At 73.4% G+C, this 22,916-nt stretch carries 16 protein-coding genes; 7 read left to right on the forward strand and 9 right to left on the reverse strand.

The window, feature by feature from the left end:
• Positions 1 to 67: 67 nt before the first annotated feature.
• Entirely contained in the window at positions 68 to 1,501 is a 1,434-nt protein-coding gene (locus EV372_RS14285; RefSeq protein ID WP_130398921.1) for a sensor histidine kinase, read from the forward strand.
• Positions 1,502 to 1,541: 40 nt separating this feature from the next.
• Here EV372_RS14285 and EV372_RS14290 read toward each other — a convergent pair whose 3' ends face one another.
• The gene (locus EV372_RS14290; protein WP_130396382.1) at positions 1,542 to 2,822 is read right to left on the reverse strand and encodes a glycosyltransferase; all 1,281 of its coding nucleotides are present in this window, start codon (positions 2,820 to 2,822) and stop codon (positions 1,542 to 1,544) included.
• A 349-nt stretch (positions 2,823 to 3,171) separates the two neighbouring features.
• A complete protein-coding gene (locus EV372_RS14295) occupies positions 3,172 to 5,103 on the reverse strand; it encodes a trypsin-like peptidase domain-containing protein (protein WP_130396383.1) in 1,932 nt (643 codons plus the stop codon).
• A 335-nt stretch (positions 5,104 to 5,438) separates the two neighbouring features.
• Between EV372_RS14295 and EV372_RS14300 the strand changes: the two genes are divergently transcribed.
• Positions 5,439 to 6,044, forward strand: coding sequence for a response regulator transcription factor (locus EV372_RS14300; RefSeq protein ID WP_130396384.1), 606 nt, complete (start codon positions 5,439 to 5,441; stop codon positions 6,042 to 6,044).
• A 91-nt stretch (positions 6,045 to 6,135) separates the two neighbouring features.
• On the opposite strand, the gene EV372_RS14305 is transcribed toward EV372_RS14300, so the two are convergent.
• Complete coding sequence (locus EV372_RS14305; protein WP_130396385.1) at positions 6,136 to 8,322, reverse strand: SpoIIE family protein phosphatase; 2,187 nt, start codon at positions 8,320 to 8,322, stop codon at positions 6,136 to 6,138.
• A gap of 466 nt (positions 8,323 to 8,788) precedes the next feature.
• On the opposite strand from EV372_RS14305, the gene EV372_RS14310 reads away from it, so the two are divergent.
• Both EV372_RS14310 and EV372_RS14315 read left to right on the forward strand, forming a co-directional pair.
• Complete coding sequence (locus tag EV372_RS14310; RefSeq protein WP_130396386.1) at positions 8,789 to 13,225, forward strand: HAMP domain-containing protein; 4,437 nt, start codon at positions 8,789 to 8,791, stop codon at positions 13,223 to 13,225.
• 6 nt (positions 13,226 to 13,231) lie between these two features.
• On the forward strand, positions 13,232 to 13,870 hold the full coding sequence (locus tag EV372_RS14315) for a response regulator (RefSeq protein WP_130396387.1): 639 nt from the start codon (positions 13,232 to 13,234) through the stop codon (positions 13,868 to 13,870).
• A 213-nt stretch (positions 13,871 to 14,083) separates the two neighbouring features.
• On the opposite strand, the gene EV372_RS14320 is transcribed toward EV372_RS14315, so the two are convergent.
• Positions 14,084 to 15,253: a GAF domain-containing protein gene (locus tag EV372_RS14320; protein ID WP_130396388.1), complete on the reverse strand. Its 1,170-nt coding sequence runs from the start codon at positions 15,251 to 15,253 to the stop codon at positions 14,084 to 14,086.
• A gap of 113 nt (positions 15,254 to 15,366) precedes the next feature.
• Between EV372_RS14320 and EV372_RS14325 the strand changes: the two genes are divergently transcribed.
• The gene (locus EV372_RS14325; protein ID WP_130396389.1) at positions 15,367 to 16,128 is read left to right on the forward strand and encodes a GAF and ANTAR domain-containing protein; all 762 of its coding nucleotides are present in this window, start codon (positions 15,367 to 15,369) and stop codon (positions 16,126 to 16,128) included.
• Between the two features lie 96 nt (positions 16,129 to 16,224).
• Positions 16,225 to 16,572 carry an STAS domain-containing protein gene (locus tag EV372_RS14330; RefSeq protein WP_026338487.1) on the forward strand — a complete coding sequence of 116 codons (348 nt, stop codon included), beginning with the start codon at positions 16,225 to 16,227 and terminating at the stop codon, positions 16,570 to 16,572.
• Here EV372_RS14330 and EV372_RS14335 read toward each other — a convergent pair.
• Positions 16,562 to 17,533, reverse strand: coding sequence for an anti-sigma factor RsbA family regulatory protein (locus EV372_RS14335; RefSeq protein ID WP_130396390.1), 972 nt, complete (start codon positions 17,531 to 17,533; stop codon positions 16,562 to 16,564). The genes EV372_RS14330 and EV372_RS14335 overlap by 11 nt on opposite strands.
• Positions 17,534 to 17,664: 131 nt before the next feature.
• Positions 17,665 to 18,942, reverse strand: coding sequence for a glycosyltransferase (locus EV372_RS14340; RefSeq protein WP_130396391.1), 1,278 nt, complete (start codon positions 18,940 to 18,942; stop codon positions 17,665 to 17,667).
• Between the two features lie 827 nt (positions 18,943 to 19,769).
• Here EV372_RS14340 and EV372_RS14345 point away from each other — a divergent pair.
• Positions 19,770 to 20,531, forward strand: a complete 762-nt coding sequence (locus EV372_RS14345; protein WP_017567879.1) for a PP2C family protein-serine/threonine phosphatase — start codon at positions 19,770 to 19,772, stop codon at positions 20,529 to 20,531.
• 241 nt (positions 20,532 to 20,772) lie between these two features.
• Here the strand turns inward: EV372_RS14345 and EV372_RS29065 are convergent, their stop codons facing one another.
• The 3 genes from EV372_RS29065 to EV372_RS14355 form a co-directional block, all read right to left on the reverse strand.
• The gene (locus EV372_RS29065) at positions 20,773 to 21,453 is read right to left on the reverse strand and encodes a copper resistance CopC family protein (RefSeq protein ID WP_165435988.1); all 681 of its coding nucleotides are present in this window, start codon (positions 21,451 to 21,453) and stop codon (positions 20,773 to 20,775) included.
• Positions 21,450 to 22,076 carry a copper resistance protein gene (locus EV372_RS29070; protein WP_165435989.1) on the reverse strand — a complete coding sequence of 209 codons (627 nt, stop codon included), beginning with the start codon at positions 22,074 to 22,076 and terminating at the stop codon, positions 21,450 to 21,452. The genes EV372_RS29065 and EV372_RS29070 overlap by 4 nt, the downstream gene beginning before the upstream one ends.
• A gap of 216 nt (positions 22,077 to 22,292) precedes the next feature.
• Positions 22,293 to 22,562 carry a WhiB family transcriptional regulator gene (locus EV372_RS14355; RefSeq protein ID WP_013156198.1) on the reverse strand — a complete coding sequence of 90 codons (270 nt, stop codon included), beginning with the start codon at positions 22,560 to 22,562 and terminating at the stop codon, positions 22,293 to 22,295.
• Positions 22,563 to 22,916 lie beyond the last annotated feature (354 nt).

Here is a 22,916-nt window from a genome sequence, read left to right on the forward strand (position 1 = left end):
CGCAGCGTCCGGCCTCAGGGCCCTCGCGGCCGCCGCGCGCACCGCCGTCCCGAGGTGGCGCCGGACGCTGCTCCAACCGGGCGACTGGCGGCTGGGCACCCGCTTCGCGGTGATCTTCGCGCTGGTCGCCGCCGTCGTCATCGCCCTGGTCGGCACCCTCGCCTACACCACCGCCGCCGCGCTCATCCGCTCCGACGCCCGTACCGAGTTCGAGAGCACCGTCACCGCCCTGTCCGACCAGCTCGTCGCCTACCACCAGCAGGGACAGGGCGGCTCCGCCGGTCCCGGCCCGTTCCTGCCCAGCGACAAGTTCCAGCTCCAGCTCCTCGAACCCGACGGCAGCAGGACGGTCAACATCGCCGACCCGTCCGAGATCATCCTGTTCGCACCGTCGCAGAGGGACCTGGAGGTCGCCGAGGAGGCCCGGCCCGGCATCGTCGACATGCGCGAGCAGGCCATCGGCGGACAGGAGTACCGGCTGGCCACGGTCTCCCTCGGCGACGGCGCCGGGGCCCTCCAGCTCCTCCAGCGCCTGTCCCCGACCGAGCTGATGATCGACCGGCTGGCCACGCAGATCCTGTGGGTGGGCCTGTTCGTCGCCCTGTGCGCGGCCGCCGCGGGCTGGCTGGTGGGCCACCGCACCACCGGCCGCCTCGTGCGCCTCACCGAGGCGGCCGAGTACGTCAGCTCCACCGGGCGGCTCGACCCCGTGGACCCCGGCCGGAGCGGCGAGAGCCGCGAGGAGGACGTCGGCCGCGACGAGGTCGGCCGCCTCACCAGCGCGTTCAACGCCATGCTCGCCCGGCTGGCCCGTTCCAAGGACGAGCAGCGCCGCCTCGTCCAGGACGCCGCGCACGAACTCCGCACCCCGCTGACCAGCCTGTACACCAACGTGCAGGTGCTCGACAGGGTGGACCGGCTCAGCCCGGAGGCGCGCGCAGGCCTCATCGAGGACCTGCGCGGCGAGACCCGGGAACTCACCGCCCTGGTCAACGAACTGGTCGGCCTGGCCACCGGCGACCACGAGGACGAGCAGATGAGCGCCGTCCCCCTCGCCGGGATCGCCGAGAAGGTCGCCAAGCGCACCCGCCGCCGCACCGGCCGCGACATCGTCGTGGACGCCGACGACAGCGTCGTGTGGGGGCGCCCCGGCTCCCTGGAGCGCGCCGTCTCCAACCCGGTCGAGAACTCCGCCAAGTTCGACCCCGAGGGCACCGCGCCCATCGAGATCCGCGTGCGCGCGGGGACAGTGGAGGTCCTGGACCGGGGGCCCGGCATCGACCCGGCCGAACTCGACCACGTCTTCGAGCGCTTCTACAGGGCCGCCGTCGCCCGCGGCCTGCCCGGTTCGGGGCTCGGCCTGTCCATGGTCAGGGAGATCGCGCAGGCGCACGGGGGCGGGGTGTTCGCCCGCAACAGGGAGGGCGGCGGCGCCGCCATCGGCTTCCACCTGCCGCTGTTCACACCGCCGCGGGACGAGGAGCCGAAGGCGCGGGGGTGAGGACCCGGCGCTCACGCCGACGCCGCGTCGGAACCGCCGGTCACCGCCCGCTGAGCGCCGCACCGGCTCCGGCGCCGACCCCCGCACCGGCGGACGCCTCGCGGTAGATGCGCTCGAACCGCTCCAGCGAGTCCTCCAGCCGGTGCAGCTCCGCCATGTCGCGGCTGCGCGCGCCCATCCCGAGCCGTCGGCCCTCGTCGGTGACCACCGACTCCACGCGGGCCGCCAGCGCCCCCGGGCTGCCGGGCGGGTACAGGTACCCGTTGCCGCTCTCCTCCACCAGGTGCGGCAGCGCCATGGCGTCCGCCGCCACCACCGGCAGGCCGCTCGCCATCGCCTCCAGGGTGGCGATGCTCTGGAGTTCGGCGGTCCCGGCGATGGCCCACACGTCAGCGCACCGGTACACGTCGGGCAGGTCGGCGTGCGGCACGAAGCCCAGGAACACCACCCGGTCGGCCGCGCCGACCTCCGCCGCCAGCTCCTCCAACCGCGCCCGGTGCGCGCCGTGCCCGGCCAGCACGAGCTGCACCCCGTCGGTCAGGGCCACCGCGCGCACGAGTTCGTCCACGCGCTTCTCCTCGTCCAGCCGCCCCACGAACAGCACCGTCCTGCGGTCCGGCACGCCCAGCCGCGCGCGCAGCCGCCGCCGGGTGGCCGCGCCGCCGTCCAGCGGGCTGAACCGGTCCAGGTCGATCCCGCACGAGACCGGTTCGACCGGCCGGGTGAACCCCTGGTCCACCAGCAGCCGCGCCGCCGCCGGGGTGGGCGTGGTCACGTGCTCGGCCCTGGACAGCACCGCGCCCAGGTCCCACCAGGCCAGCCGGGCCGCGTGCGGGCGCAGCGGCGCGGGCACGTGCACGTAGTCGAAGAGGTTCTCCGGCATGAAGTGGTTGGTGGCGACCACGGGCACGCCTCGGGCGTGCGCGGCGGCGGCCAGCATCCGGCCGACGAGGAAGTGGTTCTGGATGTGGACGGCGTCCGGGCGCACCCGGTCCAGGAGCCGGTCCAGGTGGCCGCGCACGCCCAGCGGGACCGCGAGCCGCACGCTGTCGTGGACCAGGGAGGACACCGAGCGCAGCCGGTGCTCGACCACCCCGCCGTGTTCGGCCGTGTACGGGGCGCCCTCGGGGGAGGGGCACACCACGTGCACCCGCGCGCCGCGCGCGGCCAGACCGCGGGCGAGGCGGGCGGTGAAGTACGCGGCGCCGTTCACGTCGGGGGGATAGGTGTCGGTACCGATCAGGACCCGGGTGCGGCGCGTCGCGCCGACGGCGGGCCGGGGCGGTGCCGCCGCCGCGGGGGAGGCGAAGGACGTGGACATGACCTGATCTCCTTTGTCGGGCCGCCGCGTACGCCCGAGTGTGGGTCACCCGCGTTGACCCCCGCCGACCTCTCGGTGACCGCGGGGCGTCCGCTCGGTGGCACGCGGCGCGGGGGAGGCGACCCCCGCGCCCCTTCCGCCTACCCACAAGTCCGGCCGCGCCGACAGACGGCGGACCCGCGGCCCGTGCGCCCCGGATCCGCTCCGCCGCCGCACATGCGGCGGGCGATCCCGGGCCCGCCGCGCCTTCGGCCGTAATCGCGGTGCCCGTGCCGCCGCGCACACGACGGGCGGCCCCGGACCCGAGGGTCCGGGGCCGCCCGTGTGCGGGGAACCGGGGCCGCGCCCGTCAGTTCCCGCCCTCCTCGTTCTGGGCCGCCTCCACGCTCTGCTCCCCGAGCGTCACCGTGACCTCCTCCTCGGAACCGCTGCCGCCGTCGGGGACGACCCCCAGGGTCACCTCCTCGCCGGGCTGGCGGATCCGGATCTGCGCGATCAGCTCGTCCGGCGTGGACACCTGCTCGCCGTCCACGGACACCACCACGTCACCGGCCTGGAGCCCGGCCTCGGCGGCCGCGCCGCCCTCGGTGACCTCCACGATCTCCGCGCCGCCGACGCGGGAGTTGGTGATGGTCGCCTCGATCGCCGGGTAGCTCGCGCTGCCGTCCTCGACCAGCTGCTCCGCGATGGGGCGGACCTGGTTGATCGGGATGGCGAAGCCCAGCCCCACCGAGCCGCTGTCCTGCGAGACGCCCGCGATCGCGGTGTTGATCCCGATGACCTCGCCGTTCATGTTCACCAGCGGGCCGCCCGAGTTGCCGGGGTTGATCGCCGCGTCCGTCTGGATCGCGTTGATCACCGTGGACGTCTGCCCGGACTGCCCGGTGTTCACCGGACGGTTCAGCGCGCTGACCACACCCGTGGTCACCGTGCCCGACAGCCCCAGCGGGGAACCGATCGCGACCACCTCGGCGCCCACGCCGACCTGCTCGGAGTCGCCGAGGGTGGCCGGGGTGAGGTCGTTGCGCCCCTCCGCCTGGATCACCGCGATGTCGGAGACCGGGTCCGATCCCAGGACCTCGGCGCGCGCGGAGCTGCCGTCGTTGAACAGCACCTCGATCGGACCGCCCTCGGCGGCGGCCACGACGTGCGCGTTGGTGAGGATCTGGCCGTCGGAGGAGATGACCACACCGCTGCCGCCGCCGTTGGCGGTGCGGATGGACACCACGCTCGGCAGGACCGCGTCGGCGACCTCGCCCACCTCGCCCTCGGTCTGCGTGCTCTCCTGCTCCTGGTTGAGCGAGCTGATCGGCCCGCTCAGGCCATTGGGGAACAGGTAGGCGGTGCCCAGGGCCGTCATCGGGCCCACGATGAGGCTCGTGACCAGGGCGGTGATCGCGGCGACGGTCACGATCCTGCCGGAGCCGCGCTTCCTGCCGCTTCCCTGCGGGGGCACCGCTCCGGGAAAGGCGCCGCCGAACGGGGGCTGCCCGCCGTGGCCGCCGTGGCCGCCGTGGTCCCCGGGACCGCCGGGGCCGCCCGCCCCGAACGCGCCGCCGTCGCCGTACGGGGGCTGCCCGTGCCCGACCGGCCCGTGGGGGCCGTTCTGCCCGCCGTGCGGGGGAGCGGGGTGGTGGGCGGAGAACTGCTCGTGCTGGCCGCCGGCGGCGGCGCCGTAGCCGCCCCCGGGCGGCGGGAAGGTGTAGGAGGCGTGCTCCGGGTCGTTGGGCCCGGTGGCCCACCTCGGCGGCTGCCCGGGCGGGGAGAAGGTCGGCCCCGCCCCCGCGGGGCCGGTCTCCGGCCACCCGTGCCGCTCGGCCCCCGGGTGTCCGCCCTGCTGGGACGGGAAGCCCCCGCCCGTCTGTCCGGCCGCCGCGTACCCGCCGCTCCGCTCGGCGCCGGGGTACCCGCCGGGCTGCTCGCCGCTCTGCCACACGCCGGTGTACCCACCGGGCTCGTGCTGCGCGGGCCGCTCCACGCGCTCGCCCGACTCCCCGGCCACGGACTCCCCAGCGGTCCCCTGCGCCTCGGAACCCCCGAAGGACTGCTGGGGCCCGGCGTGCTCGGCTCCGCGGGTCCGGTCGTCCTGTCCGGCGGGGACACCCCCGTGCTCCCCGCCGGACGCGCCGCGGACGTCGGTCCCGTCACCTGCGGAGGAACCCCCCTCGTGCGGGCCGGAGGGCCCCGCCTGGTCGGCGGGCTCGGCGGGACGGTGCTCGGGGAGCCCGTTCCCGGCCGCCGCACCGGGCTCGGTACCTGCACTCGGTTCGTTGGGGTTCAACTCATCCTCCGGCTGACGGGACGATGTTCAGTGACGTGTTCCATCATGCGACGCATGGGTTAGAACAGGGTGAGAGCGCGATATGCCGGGGTTTCGAGTCCTTCCGCCCCTGCCGTGCCCCCGTCCGGTCCGCGTCGGCGGTCCCGTGGCTCGGCGCCGTCGGACCGGGCCGTCGGTGACTGGCCCCGACGTCCGTGAGAGCATCCGAACCCCGACGCCGTGACCCGACACGTCGCCCGTTACCCCGGCGCGCTTCCCGTAGGCGCCGTATGCACCACAATGCCCGAAACGATATCGTGCCGAAGCCCAAGCGAGACACCGGAGAAGAGCCGACCTTGATCAAGATCGTGCTGGCCGATGACGAACACCTCGTGCGGGGGGCCATCGCCGCCCTCCTCGGCCTGGAGGACGACCTGGAGGTCGTCGCCGAGGTCGGACGCGGCGACGAGGTGGTCGACGCCGTCCTCCGGCACGGCGCCGCGATCGCCGTCCTGGACATCGAGATGCCCGGCGCCACCGGGCTGGAGGTGGCCGCGCGGCTGCGGACGGACGCCCCCGACTGCGGCGTCGTCATCCTCACCAGCTTCGGCCGCCCCGGCTACCTGCGCCGCGCCCTGTCCTCCGGCGCGCGCGGCTTCCTGGCCAAGGACGCCCCCGTCGACCAGCTCGCGGGCGCCATCCGCCGCGTGCACGAGGGCGGGCGCTACATCGACACCGACCTCGCCGCCGCCGCGATGGTCGGCGGCGAGAGCCCGCTCACCGACCGCGAGACCGAGGTGCTGCGCGCCGCCTCCGACGGCGCCACCGTCGCCAGGATCGCCGCCGCCCTCCACCTGACCGAGGGCACCGTGCGCAACTACCTCTCCAACGCCATCGGCAAGACCGGCGCCGACAACCGCATGTCCGCCATCCGCACCGCCCAGGACATGGGCTGGCTGTAGGACCCGCCGGGGTCCCGGCCGCCCGGAGCGGTCGCCGGTGCGGCGTGCGGGCCCCCTCGCCCCCGGCCGGGCCGTCCCGGAAACGCCCGGCCTAGAGGAAGCGCAGCACCAGCATCGCGGTGTCGTCGCTGCGCCCGCCCGGGGCGTACTCCTCCAGCTCCCGGTCGATGCGGCTGATCACCGCCTGGGCGGTCAGCCCCGCGCAGCCGGAGAAGATCTCCATCAGCCCCTCGTCGCCGAGCATGTCCGTGTTGCTGCGCCGCTCGGTCACGCCGTCGGTCACCGCCAGCACCACCTCGCCGGGGCGGATGTCCACGTTCTCGGTCGTGAACCCCACGTCCTCGAACGCGCCCAGCAGCGGCTGCGAGGCACCGAAGGGCAGCACCTCGCCCTTCTGGTTCAACCGCAGCGGCAGCGGGTGCCCGGCCGAGACCATCCGCAGCCGCATCCCGCCCCCGCCGTCGGTGGCCGGGGTCATCTCCCCGTACAGCATCGTCAGGAACCGGGTCGAGGTGTTCTCGTCCAGGATCGCCATGTTCAGCCGCTGCATGATGTGCGAGGGCGTGAACCCCTCCTTGGCCAGCGCCCGTAGCGTGTGCCGCGCCAGACCGGTCACGGCCGCCGCCTCCGGGCCCGTCCCGCACACGTCGCCGATGGCGAAGCACCACCGGCCGCTCGCCGCGAACACGTCGTAGAAGTCCCCGCCCACCACGTTGCGCTCGTCGGCCGGACGGTAGAACACCGCGTGGTCCACGTTCGGGATCACCGGCTCCTTCTCCTTGGCCGGCAGCAGGCTGCGCTGGAGGGCGTCGCTCATCGCGGCCTGCTTCTCGTGCAGCCGCGCGTTCTCCATCGCCGACGCCACCCGGCTGCTCAGGTCGTCGGCGACGTCCACCTCCTCGCGGGTGAAGTCGTCCGACTCGCTCTTGCCGATCGTCATCCGCCCCAGCGCGCGCCCGTGCGCGACCAGCGGGACGCAGATCGCCGGACCGCTCGCCAGCTCCCGGACGAGCTGCTCGTCCAACCCCTCCTTGGCCAGCTCGGCCGGGGACCACAGCGGCTGCGGCTCCCTCTGCTCGTGCGGCGGCAGCCCGGTCAGCAGCGCGCGCAGGATGTCGTTGTAGTTCTCGTCGCTGTGCACCACGTGCGTCAGCTGCGAGACGCCCATCTCGTTGATCGTCTCGATGGCGCACCACCGGCCCAGCCGCGAGGTGATCAGCTGCGCCGCCAGCGCACCCGTCATCCGCTCGTCCAGCGTGCCCGCGAGCAGATCGCTGGCCTCGGCCAGGAAGCTCAGCGAGGCCCGCCTGCTCAGCTCCACCTCGGCCAGCCGGGCCCGCTCCACCGGCAGCGCGATCAGGTTCGCGCCCTCCTGGAGCCGCCTGGCCGCCGACGCCCCGAAGTGCCGGGCCCGCCGGGAGGCCACCCCCAGCAGGCCGACCACCCGCCCGTCCACGATGAGCGGCGCCGTGACCAGCGAACGCATCCCCGCCCGCGACAGGCGCCCCCGGCTGGCGCGGGCGATCATCAGGTCGTCGTTGATCACCGCGCCCGGCTCCGGCGCCGACGACGGGAAGATCTCCTCCGTGCGCACGCGCAGCGGCCGCCACGGGGCGCCGCCCGGGGTCAGCCCGACCGCGGCGCGCACCTCCCACATGGTCTCGTCGGACGTGGCCAGCGTGATGTAGGCCGCGTCCGCGCCCAGCGCCGTGGCCGAGTGCTCCACCGTGCGCTCCAGCAGCTGCGGCAGGGACAGCCGCGAGCCCAGGGCGGAGTCCAGCGCCGACCACGGGGCGGGGCGCCCGGTACGGGAGGGGCTCCTGCGCACCGGCGGGGACTCCAGGGAGGCGCGCTCCCCCGAGTCGTCCTCGATCCGGAACCACACGGCCTTGTCGTTGCGCCCGTAGCTCACGCCCCAGCTCGACGCGATCGCCGACGCCAGGGCCAGCCCCAGACCGCCGGTGCGCCCGTTCTCCCGGGACGGGGAGGTGTCCACCGACAGGGGCCCGGCCTGCGGGACCGCGCGTTCGGGCACGGAGTCGGTGACCATCACCTCGGTCGCCCCCTCCGACCGGCGCACGGTCACGTCCAGGGACGAGCGCGCGTGGATGACGGCGTTGGTGACCAGCTCGCTCACCAGCAGGATCACGTCGTCGGAGGGGTCGGTCACACCCCAGGACAGGAGGGTGTCGTGAACGAACTCGCGGGCCGCCGCCGCGGTCTCCGGGGCGGGAGGGAACTCTCGTCGAGCGACCTTCGACGCGTCGTGTGCTGGCAAGCCGTCGGTGTCCTTCGTCACTGGGTGCGTGCGCGGGGGGTGGTGGTCACTGCCACGATACGCGTGCCGGGGTGACCGGTGCCGCGCGAACCGTCACTTCCGCCCGACGGTCCGCACTCCCGGGGCCGCCCGACGGTCCGCACTCCCGGGGCCGCCCGGCGGTCCGCGTTCCCGGGGTCCGCCCCGAACCGGCCCGCCTCCGGACGCGGCGGCGGGCGGACAACATCGCCAAGCCACCTGTGCGGGGCGGTCCGGGCGGTTAGTGTAAGTCGACACATGCGCTTCTTTCGGGTGGTACCTCTCACCGGTAGCGTGACGGGGTGTCACCAGGGGGCCGACGCGGTGGACACCGCGTGGCCCCCCTGTCCCGTGCGCGCTCCGCGGGCCGGTCCGCCCGCGGGCGGACCGGCCCGCGGGGGCCGGGACGGGAGGCCGAGGTGGCGGAGCAGGCTGAGGAGGGGGTTCGATGCCCGAGGCGGTCAAGGAACTGGCGGCCGACGACCAGCTCGACGAGATTCTGCGGGCCCTGTACCGCATGCGCGACGGCGACTTCAGCGTCCGTCTGCGCAAGCGCGGCGGCGGCACCATGCGGGAGATCGCGTCCGTCTTCAACGAGGTGGTCGACCACAGCGAACAGCTCAGCGACGAACTCCAGCGCGTCGGCGACGTCGTCCGCAACGAGGGCAGGCTCAACGAGCGCGTCAACGTCAACCCGGCCCGGGGCGCCTGGGGCGAGAGCGCCCAGGCGCTCAACCTCCTGCTCGACGAGGTCGCCGAACCCGTGACCGACGTCGCCGGGGTCCTGGACTCGGTCGCGGAGGGCCAGCTCAGCCGCCGCGCCTCCACCGAGGGCCGCCGCGGCGAGCTCAAGGGCGACCTGCTGCGCCTGGCCACCACGGTCAACCGCATGGCCGACCAGATGAGCGGCTTCGCCGGGGAGGTCACCCGGGTGGCCCGCGAGGTGGGCACCGAGGGCAAGCTCGGCGGCACCGCGCAGGTCGAGGGCGTCTCCGGAGCCTGGCGCGAGGTGACCGAGTCGGTCAACCAGATGTCCTCGCGCCTGACCGACCAGATGCGCGACATCTCCGAGGTGACCACCGCCGTCGCCCGCGGCGACCTCAGCCGCAAGATCACGGTGGACGTACAGGGCGAGATGCTCGACCTCAAGGACACCGTCAACACGATGGTGGACCAGCTGTCCACCTTCGCCGACGAGGTCACCCGGGTGGCCCGCGAGGTGGGCACCGAGGGCAAGCTCGGCGGCCGCGCCAACGTGCGCGGCGTGCGGGGCATCTGGAAGGACCTCACCGAGAACGTCAACTCGATGGCGGACAACCTCACCAACCAGGTGCGCGACATCTCCCAGGTGACGACCTCCGTGGCCCGCGGCGACCTCACCCAGAAGGTCCAGGTCGACGTGCAGGGCGAGATGCTCGCCCTGAAGAACACCGTGAACACCATGGTCGACCAGCTCGACTCCTTCGCCGACGAGGTCACGCGCGTGGCGCGCGAGGTCGGTACGGAGGGCAAGCTGGGCGGCCGGGCCAACGTCAAGGGCGTGTCGGGCATCTGGAAGGACCTGACCGACAACGTCAACTCCATGGCCAACAGCCTCACCTACCAGGTCCGCAACATCTCCCAGGTGACGACGGCGGTCGCCACCGGTGACCTCACCAAGAAGATCACCGTGGACGCCCAGGGGGAGATGCTCGACCTCAAGGACACCATCAACAAGATGGTCGACCAGCTGGACTCCTTCGCCGGCGAGGTGACCAGGGTCGCCCGCGAGGTGGGCACGGAGGGCAAGCTGGCCGGACAGGCCCACGTCCGCGACGTGTCCGGGGTCTGGAAGGACCTGACCGACAACGTCAACTCCATGGCCAACAACCTGACCTACCAGGTGCGCCAGATCTCCATGGTCACGCGCGCGGTGGCCGCGGGCGACCTGACCAAGAAGGTCACGGTCAACGCCAAGGGCGAGATCCTGGAGCTGAAGGACACCATCAACGTCATGGTGGACCAGCTCTCCGCGTTCGCCGACGAGGTCACCCGGGTGGCCCGTGAGGTGGGCACCGAGGGCAAACTGGGCGGCCGAGCCGACGTCAAGGGCGTCTCCGGCATCTGGAACGACCTCACCGAGAACGTCAACTCGATGTCGCACAACCTCACCACGCAGGTGCGCAACATCTCCGAGGTGACCACGGCCGTGGCGGCGGGCGACCTCAACAAGAAGATCGACGTCAACGCCCAGGGGGAGATCCTGGAGCTCAAGACGACGGTCAACACCATGGTCGACCAGCTGTCGGCGTTCGCCACCGAGGTCACCCGCGTGGCCCACGAGGTGGGCAGCCAGGGCCAGCTGGGCGGCCAGGCCAAGGTCGAGGGCGTGACCGGCACCTGGAAGCAGCTCACCGACAGCGTGAACGGCCTGGCGGGCAACCTGACCACGCAGGTGCGGGCGATCGCCGAGGTCGCCAACGCCGTCGCCAAGGGCGACCTGACCCGCAACATCCAGGTCGACGCCCGCGGCGAGATGGAGCAGCTCAAGCACAACATCAACCTGATGGTGTCCAACCTGCGCGAGACCACCGCCACCCAGCGCGACGCCGACTGGCTCAAGTCCAACGTGGCCCGCATCTCCGGCCACATCCAGGGCCACCGCGACCTCAAGGAGCTGGCCCGCCTCATCATGACCGAGGTGACGCCGCTCATCGGCGCCCAGCACGGCGCCTGCTACCTGCCCGAGGACCAGGACGACCAGGAGAACTTCCTGTTCTACGCGGGCTTCGGCTTCGACCCCGACGAGGACCACCGCCGCGTCCGCGCGGGCATCGGCCTGGTCGGCGAGGCCCTCTCCCAGCAGGTGGAACAGCAGGTCTCCAACATCCCGCCGGACTACGTCAAGGTCCGGTCGGGCCTGGGCGAGGCCTCCCCGCGCAACCTGTACATCCTGCCGATCGTCTCCGAGGGGCGCTCGCTGGGCGCCATCGAGTTCGCCTCCTACGACGACTTCCGCGAGAGCCACAAGAACTTCCTGCGCCAGCTGGTGAGCCTGCTCGGCACCACCATCAACACCATCCTGGCCAACAACCGCACCGAGGACCTGCTCGAACAGTCCCAGCAGCTCACCAGCCAGCTCAGGGAACGCTCCAACGAGCTCCAGCGCCAGCAGGAGGAGCTGCGCGGCAAGAACGCCGAGCTCCGCCAGAAGGCCACCCAGCTCGCCAACCAGAACCGGGCGATCGAGCTCCAGAACCAGCAGATCCAGCGCTCCCGCAACGCCCTGGAGGAGCGCGCCCACCAGCTCCAGGTCTCCTCCAAGTACAAGTCCGAGTTCCTGGCGAACATGTCCCACGAGCTGCGCACGCCGCTCAACAGCCTGCTGATCCTGGCCCGCCTGCTCGCCGACAACGCCGAGCAGAACCTGTCCGCCAAGCAGGTCGAGTTCGCCCAGACCATCCACAAGGCGGGCAGCGACCTGCTGCTGCTCATCGACGAGATCCTCGACCTGTCCAAGGTGGAGGCCGGGCGCGCCGAGGTGCAGCCCAGCGAGGTCTCCATCGCCCAGCTGGTCGACTACGTCGAGGCCACCTTCCGCCCGGTCACCGGGGACCAGGGGCTCGCCTTCGCGGTGGACGTGTCTCCGGACATCCCCGGCACGCTGTGGACCGACGAGCAGCGGCTCCAGCAGATACTGCGCAACCTGCTCTCCAACGCCGTCAAGTTCACCCCGCAGGGGGAGGTGCGGCTGCTCATCGAGCCCGCGTGGGCGCTGGAGGACGCCGACCTGGAGATGTTCGTCGAGAACGAGGAGGTCATCGCGTTCACCGTCGCCGACACCGGAATCGGGATCGCCGAGGACAAGCTCCAGGTCATCTTCGAGGCCTTCCACCAGGGCGACGGCGGCACCTCGCGGCGCTTCGGCGGGACCGGCCTCGGCCTGTCCATCAGCCGCAACTTCGCCCGGCTGCTGGGCGGCGAGATCCGCGTGCAGAGCGTGCCCAACCAGGGCTCCACCTTCACGCTGCTGCTCCCGGTGCGCCTGCCCGACGACGCGGGGGAGCGGGCCGAGGAGGCCGGATCCCCGCTCCGCGGCCTGGGCGGCATGGACTCGGCGCCGATGCTCGACTCGGGCCGGGGCGCGGACACCGGCGGCTTCGACTCCTCCTCGCTGGACGACGGCTTCTCCATGCCGGACGAGGACTTCGACGCGGCACTGGCCGCCCTCACCGACATCAGCGACGAGCCGCTGCCCACGGTGCCGGTGCTCAAGGCGCCCGAGACCCACGCGGCGGCCGCCGAGGGCGAGGCGCCCGAGCAGCCGGCCGAGTCCGAGCCGCGCACCGACCCCGAGCGGCGGGCCGTCCTGAGCGGCCAGCGGGTCCTCATCGTCGACGACGACGTCCGCAACGTCTTCGCGCTCACCAGCGCTCTGGAGGCACAGGGCCTGGAGGTCCTCTACGCTGACAACGGACACGCCGGAATCGCCAAGCTGGAGGCCAACGAGGACATCGCGCTCGTCCTGATGGACGTGATGATGCCCGAGCTGGACGGCAACCAGACCACCCAGCGGATCCGGGAGATGCCGCAGTTCGCCGGTCTGCCGATCATCTCGCTCACCGCCAAGGCGATGCAGGGGGACCGCGAGCGCAGCCTCGCGGCGGGCGCCACGGACTACGTGACCAAGCCGGTCGACCTGGACCACCTGCTGGACGTCATGCGGCGCTGGCTCACCGCGGGACGCGAGGAGACCATCGCCGGAGCGGCGGCCGACGGCGGGGGCGGCGCGGTTCCGGACGGGCACAACCGCGCGACGTCCGGGCCGGAGGAGGCCGGTGCCGGGCATGACAACGATCCGAACGGGGAGACTGGCACCAGCACCCCGAGCGAAGACCTGGAGTAACCCGACGTGACCCAGAAGGCCAACATCCTTCTCGTCGACGACCGCGACGAGAACCTGATCGCGCTGGAGGCCGCACTCACCTCACTCGACCAGAACCTGGTCAGGGCCAACTCCGGTGAGGAGGCGCTCAAGCACCTTCTGGGCACCGACTTCGCGGTCATCCTGCTCGACGTGGTCATGCCGGGGATGGACGGCTTCGAGACCGCCGCGCACATCAAGCAGCGCGAGAAGACCAAGGACGTGCCGATCATCTTCCTGACCGCCCAGGAGGTCGACCGGCACCAGGTCTTCCGCGGCTACGCCTCGCGCGCGGTGGACTTCCTGCTCAAGCCGTTCGACCCCTGGGTGCTGCGCTCCAAGGTCGAGGTGTTCGTGGAGCTGCACCAGCTCAAGGCGCAGATGCGCGAACAGGCCCGCGCCCTCCAGCGCGACCTGGGCCAGGAGACGGGCGAGCCCGGCAAGGTCCTGGCCGAGCAGCTGGCGCAGCGCTCCCGCCAGGTCCAGACAGACCTCGCCCAGCTGCGCGAGCACATCGTGACCAACTACCAGGACGTGGACCAGAGTCTCGTGGACGGCGTGCGCCGGGTGGACAGCGCGGTCTCGCGCCTGTCCACCCTGGTGGACACCCTCCACGGCCCCGAATGACGAGGGCCCTCATCCTGGGAGGAATCCCCTTCGGGGGCCGGCTCGGGCGCCCGCGGGGTTCCGGAGGCGGGTTTTCACGGGAGGACTGAGCCGTAGGCGTCGTTCGAGGGCGGTGGCGGGCGACGGGTGGGCACGGGCGAACCCGCCGTAGGCGCCGGAGGTTCCCGCTCTCCGGGCGTCCGGGCACGGGGCGGAGCCCCGGAGGAACACCCCTCAGGCGGAGGGCCGGGGCGGCAGCGCCAGGCCGATGTGCTCGCCGATCTCCTCGATCAGGCCCAGGTCGGCCAGGCGGAAGCTGCCCCGGTTGCTGCGGCGGATCAGGGTGAGCGCACCGCGCACGCCCCGGCTGCCGCGCAGGGGGACCGACAACAGCGAGCCCGCGCCCAGCATCGACAGCAGCGGCGCCCCGGACGGGGCGTGGCCCAGCACGGCCTCGTCCTCGATCAGCGGGAACAGCAGGGACTGGCCCCGCTCCAGCACCTCGCCCGGGATGTCGGAGTCGCCGGGCGCGGCCGAGGCCACCGCCTCCCTCTGCGCCGGGAGCGCGTCGGCCGGACCCGCGACCACGGCGCGGCGGGGCGCCACGGAGGAGGTGGGCAGGTCGCACACGTCCACGACCACCCAGTCGGCGTAGGAGTCGGCCAGCAGGTCGGCCGCGTCCGCGAGCGCGAGCGGTTCGCCCGCACCGCCCGGACCGGCCGAGCGCAGCAGCAGCCGCGTCATCCGGGTCAGCACGTCCAGCCTGCGCGCGGCCAGCACCACCACCTGGTCCTCCACCTCCGTCTCCAGCGGGGCGGGGCCCTCCTCCTCGGCGCCGTTCATCGGCGGCGACATCGCCACCAGCACCAGCGGGTTGGGCTCGGTGGGCAGCTCCAGGCGCGTCAGGGTCAGGTGCACGTCCTCGGCCCAGCCGCGCTGGGCCAGCCGGGACTCCAGCGCGGCGTCGCCGTCGCCGCGCAGCACCGCGGCCAGCCAGGACTGCATGGCCGCGCGCTTGCGCAGGTCGACGAAGTGGGCGAAGGGCTTGCCGGTGAGGTAGCCCGGCGCGCTGCCCAGCCGCGCGGCCCCGGAGTTGTTGATGCGCCGGATGTAGCCCTCGTGGTCCAGCAGCACCGTGGGGACGCTCAGCTCCTGGAACATCGCGCGCAGCAGGGCCCGGTCGCCGTCGTCGCCCTGGCGGCGCGGCTCGGGCTGGGCGTGGGCCCGGGCCAGTTCGGCCCCCGCGTCGCCCAGCAGGCGCTCGGCGTACTCCAGTTCGGCCAGGGCCGCCTCGGCGGTGCCCTGGGCGTCGTCGGGATACATGGTGTGCGTGTTGCGCAGGGCCGCGATGCGTTCACCCAGTGCGGTGATCTCACGCTGCAACCCGGCGAGGTTCTCCGACACGCTCAGGTCTCCCGTCGTGGATGGCGTCTTCCCGAAGCGGGCGGATGTCCGCTGCCGCGGTCTTCCAAGGTTACGGTTAGTCCGAGCCCGGAAACGGCAAGGAGGCCCCGACTGTGTGGATCGAACGCCTGGCCCGGGATATCGGCGCGCTGGGACAGGCGGATGGCACCACCCTGGAACGGGCCCTGGACCAGATGAGCAGGGCCGCGGCCCTGGGCGTCCCGGGCTGCTCGGCCGCGCTCGTCGTGGTCTGGCGCGAGGTCGAGGGGTCCGACGGCTCCGTGCGGCACGTGGTCACCGACTACGGAGCCTCCCACGCGGACCTGTCCGCGGCCTTCGAGCACCAGTACACCACCGACCAGGGGCCCACCGTCGAGGCCGTCCGCGAGATGGGCCGGGTGCGGGTGGGCGACATCCTGCGCGAACCCCACCGCTGGCCCCGCTACACCAGCATGGCGGTCCAGTGCGGGGACCGCTCCTCCATCACCCTGCCCAGCCTGCTGCCCGGCGAGGGCGACGACCGGGTGATCACCTTCGGCGTGCACTCCGGCCGGGCCGACGCCTTCGACGAGGAGGTCGTCGCCCCGCTGACCGCCCTGCTCGCCGAGCACGCCGCCGTGTCGCTGTACAGTGCCGGACGCCAGGCCGACGTGGCCAGGGAGACCGCCCACATGCGCCGGGCCATGTCCGCGCGTACGGTGATCGACCAGGCCAAGGGCATCATCATGCACGCCCGCGGCTGCGACGCCGACACCGCCTTCGCCGCGCTGCGCGAGGTCGCCCAGCGCAACCGCAAACGGGTGGTGGACGTGGCCCGCGACCTCGTGGCGGAGAACACCGGTCCCCAGCCCCGGATGCGCCCCGAGCGAAGGTGAACGGGCGGGCAACACCGGGCGATGAGTCCCGAGCGTGATCGAAAAGCGCCATGATGAGGGCTCGGGGCCCTCCCGGAACAAGAAGGAGAAGTGACCGTGACGTCAGACATCTCGATCCGTCGCGAGGATGACGTCGTCGTCGTCACCCCCGCGGGGGAGATGGACGCGGTGACCTCTCCCGCGCTTGCCGACGTCCTCGACGGCCTCCTGGCCGCCGAACCGCCCCGGGGGGTGGTGGTCGACCTCGCCAAGGTGTCCTTCTGCGACTCGCGCTGCATCGGCGTGCTCGTCGCCGCCTACCGGCAGGCCCGCGACCTGGGCGTGGGCCTGATGGTCGCCGAGCCGCAGCCGCAGGTCAACCGCCTGTTCGTGATAGCCGGGATCGACCAGGTCATCCCGATCGCGGCCAGCACCGGAGCCGCGGCGGACTCCCTCAGGGGCTGAGCGGCGCCCGCGTCCCGGCCTCCCGGGCGGCCCCGGACTCCCCGGCCCCGTCCACGAAGTGCAGCCGTACCAGGGAGCCCTCGCCGCTGCCGCTGATCTCCAGGAAGTCGCAGGTCTGCCGGGTGATCCACAGCCCGTACCCGCGCGGGCGCATGCTGTCGGCCGGGCGGTAGCCGGTGAGCGGGTCGAAGAGCCCGCCGCGCTCGTCGAACACGTCGCACACCCACCGCCCGGGGGCGCGCCAGACCTGCACGGTGCCCTTGCCCGCCCCGTGCTCCAGCACGTTGGCGGCCAGCTCGTTGACCGCCACCACCAGGCTGTCGATCCGCCCGGGCGGGAACCCCATGGACTCGCCGAGCGCCGCCAGGTCGGCGCGCAGCCGCGGCAGGGACAGACCGATCTCCAGCCGGTGCGCGGGCCCGCTGACCGGCAGCGGCTCCGGGGCGACCGGCCGGGTGCCGAAGGCGGCCGTGCCCAGGTAGGCGGGGTTGGGGCGGGGCCCGTCGGACTCCACCAGCACCGGGTGGGTGGCCACGACCGCGGACCGCGTCCGCGTGGTCAGGTCGCGGTCGTCGTGGACGCACAGCAGGCTCAGCCGCTGCGGGGCCAGCGCCGTGGACAGCACCGACTCCAGCCGGTGCCACTCGCGCAGTTCCATCTTCGAGACCGGCAGCGGCGGCTCGGCCACCACGACCACCGGCACGGGGCCGTGGACCAGCGCCAGGCGGTGCAGGGCGGCCAGGGTGCGCCCCGGGGCGTCGTAGAACCGGTTCCGCTCCAGGACGTGCACGCGCTCGCGCTCGGAGGCCGACAGCGCCCCGGTGAGCGCTGCCGCGCGTTCATCGGAGACCGCGAGCACCGTGTGGGCGTTTTCGCGTACGGCTGAGCGCAACCGCTGCCGGGCCACCTCGTGGAACCGCTGCTCGCGGCGGAAGAGCAGTCCCTGGTGTTCGAAGGTCATCGGTACGTGGTGTCCGCGCCCGGGGCCGGCCGTCCGGCCGCCGGGCGCCACTGTCTGTGTACCCGCTGCGGCCCCTCGGAGGGAACCCCGGGGGGCCGGTGGGCCGGGCACGCTGTGAGGGCGGGCACGGCTCAGCGCGCGGTCCCGGACAGTAGCAGACCGTCCGTCTCGTCCTCGTCGGCGCGGTCCTGTTCCGTCCGCTGCGGGCGGGAGCGCTCGTAGGCGAGCTCCGTCTCGACGGCGATCCGCTGCCAGGTGAACCGGGAGCGGGCACGGTCCACGGCGGCGATGCCGTACGCGGTGCTCATGGTCGGGGTGCTGAGGACCGCGCGCACGGAGCGCACGACCTCGTCGGGGCGGCCGAAGCGCATCAGCACGCCGCTGGTGCGGTGCAGGACGGCCCCCGGGGTGGCGCCGGTGGCGGTGGCCACCACGGGCAGGCCGCACGCCATGGCCTCCAGCACGGCCCCGCCGTAGGGCTCGTAGGAGGCGGCGGACACGTACACGTCCGCGGAGCGCAGCAGGCGCGGCAGCTCCTTGCGCTCCACGGGCCCGGCCAGGTGGACGCGGTCGTTCACCCCGGCCTCCTTGGCCAGGAGCTCGATCCGGCGGGCGTTCTCGTCCAGGGCCACGTCCAGGTCCTCGGCGGTGGAGACGAGCAGCAGTTCGGCCTCGGGGAGGCGGGTCATGGCCTCCACGAGCCGGTCGGCGCCGCCGGCCTCGGTCAGGGAGGTGACCGAGACCAGGCGGGCGCGCTCCTCGCGCCGGGAGTGCCAGTGCTCGGCGGAGGCGCTGCCCTCCACGCTGAAGTGGTCGGGGTCCACACCGAAGGGAACGACGTTGACGTGGTGGCGGGGGACGCCCAGGCGGGCCAGCTCGACCTGCTGGTCGGTGGAGTTGACCAGCACGCGGTCGGCGCGCGAGGCGAGGATGGTCTCCATGCGGGCGCGCTCGGGGTGGTGGCCGAGGCCGGAGCGCTGCTCGCTGGCGTTGAGGGAGTGGAAGGTCTGCACGAGGGGCGTGCCGGTCTGGTCGCCCTCGCTGTGCGCCTGCGCGTGCAGGGCGGCCAGGCCGCTGGTCCAGCCGATCGCGTGCAGGACGTCGGGGCGGTCCTCGTCCAGGACGGAGGCCAGGGCGCTGCCGAAGGCACCGGTGTGCTCGGCGTGCTCCTCGGGGGTCAGCGGCCGGGCCGGACCGGCGTCCAGGTAGGCGACGGAGACGCCGCGCGCCATGCGGGTGCGGCCGTCGGGCTGGTCGGGGTCGCTGCGGCGGGCGTAGACCGTCACCCGGTGGCCCCGCTTGGCCAGCTGCCGGGACAGGGCGCACACGTGCAGGCTGGCGGGGCAGGCGGGCTCGCCCCTGTGGGCGGGGAGGGGGTTGGCGTGTTCGGCGACCATGGCGATCTTCACTGGGCTGGACTCCTTGGACACGGTCTCATCCGGTGTCCGTCGTAGGTGCGCCCGAGGCGACTCCGGAGCGGGGATCGGAGTCCTCACGGGCGGGGCTGGGGCCGTGGCGCCGGTTCCCGGGCCGTGGGGCCGGGTCCGGCGGGAAGGTGGCTGCGGGGGGAGGCGAGGCGCGGTCAGGGGAGGGCGGCACGCGGTGTCGGACGGCGCGCCGGCGGAGGCCTCCCGGCAGCACGAGGAGCCGTAGGCGCATGGCGCGTACGGCTGCCGCTGAACGGAGGGGGAAGAGGAAGAAAGAAGGGAAGACGCACGGAGATCACACCAAACGACCGGTCGGGGAGGACTGGGGCCACCGTGCGTGACAGGATGATGCCGCACGGGGCTGGTCGTGTGTGTCTGCGTCTTAGACACCCAACGGGGTTCATTCTGCCAGACGGTTCGCGTCTCGACAACGTGACGCGAATCCGACACCAAGAACCGCGGGGGTTCGGTGCTGTCCGTAACCCCGGAGTTCTCCCGGTTGGTCTGCGGTTTCGCGGTACCCGTGGGTGGCCCCTGTCGGGTCGGCGGCACCGCCGCTACTGTCAGACCGGAACACCGGGAGTGCCCGGCGCGCACCGCGGATCGCCCGGCACGACACGTCCGGCGGCGGGAACCGGGGCGGGAACTGCGTATCCGGGTGTTTTCCGCCATGATGTACGCGGATTTTGACCCACTCCGGCGGTGGCTCGGTACGGTGACAGAATCCAGACGTTGAACGGGACTCGACCAAGGCCCGGCGCGGGGCGCCGGGCAACCGGCCACGGCCGATGAAACGGGAGGAAGGGCGTATGGGTGTCGCTGGTGGGGAAGTCATTGTCACGGCCCTCACGCACCGGGGCGCTATCCGCCCCGCCAACGAGGACGCCGTCGTCATGGGTGCCCTGACCGTCGCCAGTGCGAACATGACCTCGCCGGTGCGCTGTGTCCTCCCGGTCGGGGAGCCCGTCATCCTGGCGGTCGCCGACGGGATCGGCGGTCAGGCCGCGGGGGAGATCGCCTCCGAGCACGCCGTGCACCGCATGGCCGAGATGGGGCCGAGGCTCAACGGCCCCGAGGAGATAGCCCAGCTGCTGAGCAACATCGACGAGGAGATCAAGGACCACGCCACCCAGCACACCGAGTTCTCCGGCATGGGGACCACGGTCGCGGGCGTCCTGCTCAACAACGACGGCAACTTCTGGTTCAACGTCGGCGACTCCCGCACCTACCGCCTGGAGGGGCGCCGCCTGCGCCAGCTCTCGGAGGACGACTCGCCCGCGCTGCCCCCGTCCGAGGACGGCCGTCCGGTCACCACGAACTTCATCACCCAGTCCCTGGGCGGCAGTTCGGGCGGCACGATGGTCCCGCACGTGGGCCGGGACGACGCGGCCGACCCCAGCGCCTGGCTCATGTGCAGCGACGGCCTGTCCGACCTGGTCCTGCCCGAGGAGATGGAGCGGATGATCGCCGAGGCGGGCAGCGACGAGGCCGCCGTGTACGCCCTGTGGCAGGCCGCCATGGAGGCGGGCGGCAAGGACAACATCAGCATCCTGCTGGCACGCCGCGTCTGACCCGTCCCGCCCGCCGGCCCCGACGGTCGGCCGGCGTTCCCGACCGAGCCGGTCCCGCCCCCCGACCCCCCTCCACCCACCAGCCTCCCCCGACGCACGGCCCCCGCGCGAGCGGACGCCGCCGACGCCCCCGTGTCCGCCCTCCCCGTCGCCGGGCGGGCGGACCGGGCACCGAACACGACGAGGGGCCCGCACGCCCTCCCCGCGGGGAGGCGCGTACGGGCCCCTCGGCCTTGCGGTACTACTTCTGCCCGGCGTCCCCGCCCGGGCGCCTGCGCATGCGCACGGCCACGAGCACGACCGCGGCGATGCCGGCGACCGCGACGACGGCCACGACCGCCAGCGCCACCGGTGACACGCCGCCCGACTCCTCCTCGGCCGCGGCCTCGTCCGCGTTCGCCTCGTCGGAGGGCTCCTGAGCCTGCTCCTGCGCCGTCTCCCCGGCGGGCTCCTGCGCGGTCTCGCTCTCCTCGGGCTCCGGCGCCGCCGCGGCGACGGCCTCCTCGGTCACCGAGAACGTCAGGGTGTCCTGGATCGGGTGGCCGTCGGAGGAGACCACGCGGAACCCGATGGTGTACTCACCGGCCTGGTCCAGCGGGGCCAGACCCACCGACACGTCCGTGCCGTCGAAGGTCAGGTCCCCCTCCTCGTAGGTGGTCTCCTCGTCCGGCCCCGTGACGACGACGGCGCTGCCGCTGCCGCCCTCCATCGGCGAGTTGTTGAAGCTCAGCACGACCTCCTCGGGCACGGTGTCCAGGGTGGCCCCGTCCTCCGGGTTGGACCCGGTCAGGACGTCGTGCGCCAGCGCGGGCGAGGGGGCCAGGGCCAGGGCGGCCGCGGCGAGGGGGGCGAGTACGGCGGCGGCCGCGCGCGGGAGCGCGCGTGCGGGGGCCGCGGTGTCGGGGGTGCGGGTGGTGGTCATGTCTTCCCTCGGTTCTCGGTACGTTCCGGCGTGCGGGCGGGGGCGTCGTGGAAGGACGCCCGAGGGAGGGGAGGTCCGCGCGGGCCGTGCGCCGAGAGCGCGACGGGCGGGGGAGCGGTGCGGGAGGCGGCGCACGCGACCGGTACGCGGGCGCCGAACGCGATGCCGGGCACGCGCAGCGGCGGCAGGGCCCGAGTGAGCAGGGCGGTCAGGAACCACAGGGCCGCCTCGCCGTGGGCGAGCAGCGCCGACGCCAGCAGGGCCGCCCACAGGTGCGCGAACAGCATGCCGGGCGCGAGGCCGAGAGTGTGGGTGAGCAGGCCGTGCCCGGTGTGGTCGGCGCCGGTGTCGAGGACGCCGGGGACGGGTTCGCCCGAACCCTGGAACACCAGGTGCAGGAGGATCTGCACGCAGGCCATGACGGCGAAGATGTCGCCGAACCCGCGCATCGTGCGGGTGAAGTACCACAGCAGGGGGAACAGGAGCGCGGTCGCCGCGGCCAGCCCTGCGAGGGAGGCGGGCGCCGCGGCCCACAGGTTGTGCCCGCCCCAGGCAAGCCCCGTGCACGCAGCGGCCAGGAGGGCCGTGCGCAGGAGGCGGAGTGTGCCGTGAGCGGGTCGCACGAGAAAGAACCTAGGCCGTGCCCCGGAGGGTCGCAAGATCCCCTGGGGACGGCGGACGCGCGGTCCGGGCGCACCGGCGCGGGGCGCGGCCGCCCGGGCCGCGGACGGGGCGGGGCCGGACCGGGCCGCGGACGGGGCGGGGCCGGACCGGGGAGGGATCGAGGGGGCTGGACCGCCGGGAGGGCCGACGCCCTCCGGCGGTCCCCGTCGCCCTCGTCAGTGACGACCGGCCGGGACGAGTTCGCGGCGCATGTAGCGGCGCTCCTCGGGGGTGGTCCCACCCCAGACTCCGTGAGCCTCTCCCGCCCGCAGGGCCCACCGCAGGCACTCTTGGCGAACAGTACAGCTGCGGCAGACGGCGATGGCCTGCTCGGTGTCGGCGCGCCCGATCCCGGTGCTGCTCACCGGAAAGAAGATCTCCGGATCCTGCGAGCGGCAGTTGCCCTGCAGGACCCAGTCCTCGCTCTCGTGGTACAGGCGGTTCACAGGCGCCTCCGATCCGTGGCTGGTGGTCCCTGGCCCCGTGCCGCGTCACCACGGCCGGGTCAGGGGGTTTCTCCGCCCCACCGCCCACGGGTGATCGACCCGGGAACTGCGGCGCGGCGATGCGACCAATTGTAGTACGACTCAACGTAGTACTACACGGGGTCTGCGCGAAAAGACCGGAAATCTCAAGGGCGCCTCCGGGGTGCGGGCCGCCCCGCCCGCGGGCGCGCCCCGGGTGGGGGCCGGGGCCCGACTCACCCCCTGCCCTCGCGCGGCCGCGCCAAAGGCCGCGTCCTCGCGCGTGTCGGCGTTGCGGGTGTGCCGAGAGCCCCTTCCGGCGTACCGTGTGGCGCG

The sequence above is a fragment of the Nocardiopsis sp. CNZ308 genome (assembly GCF_004217075.1).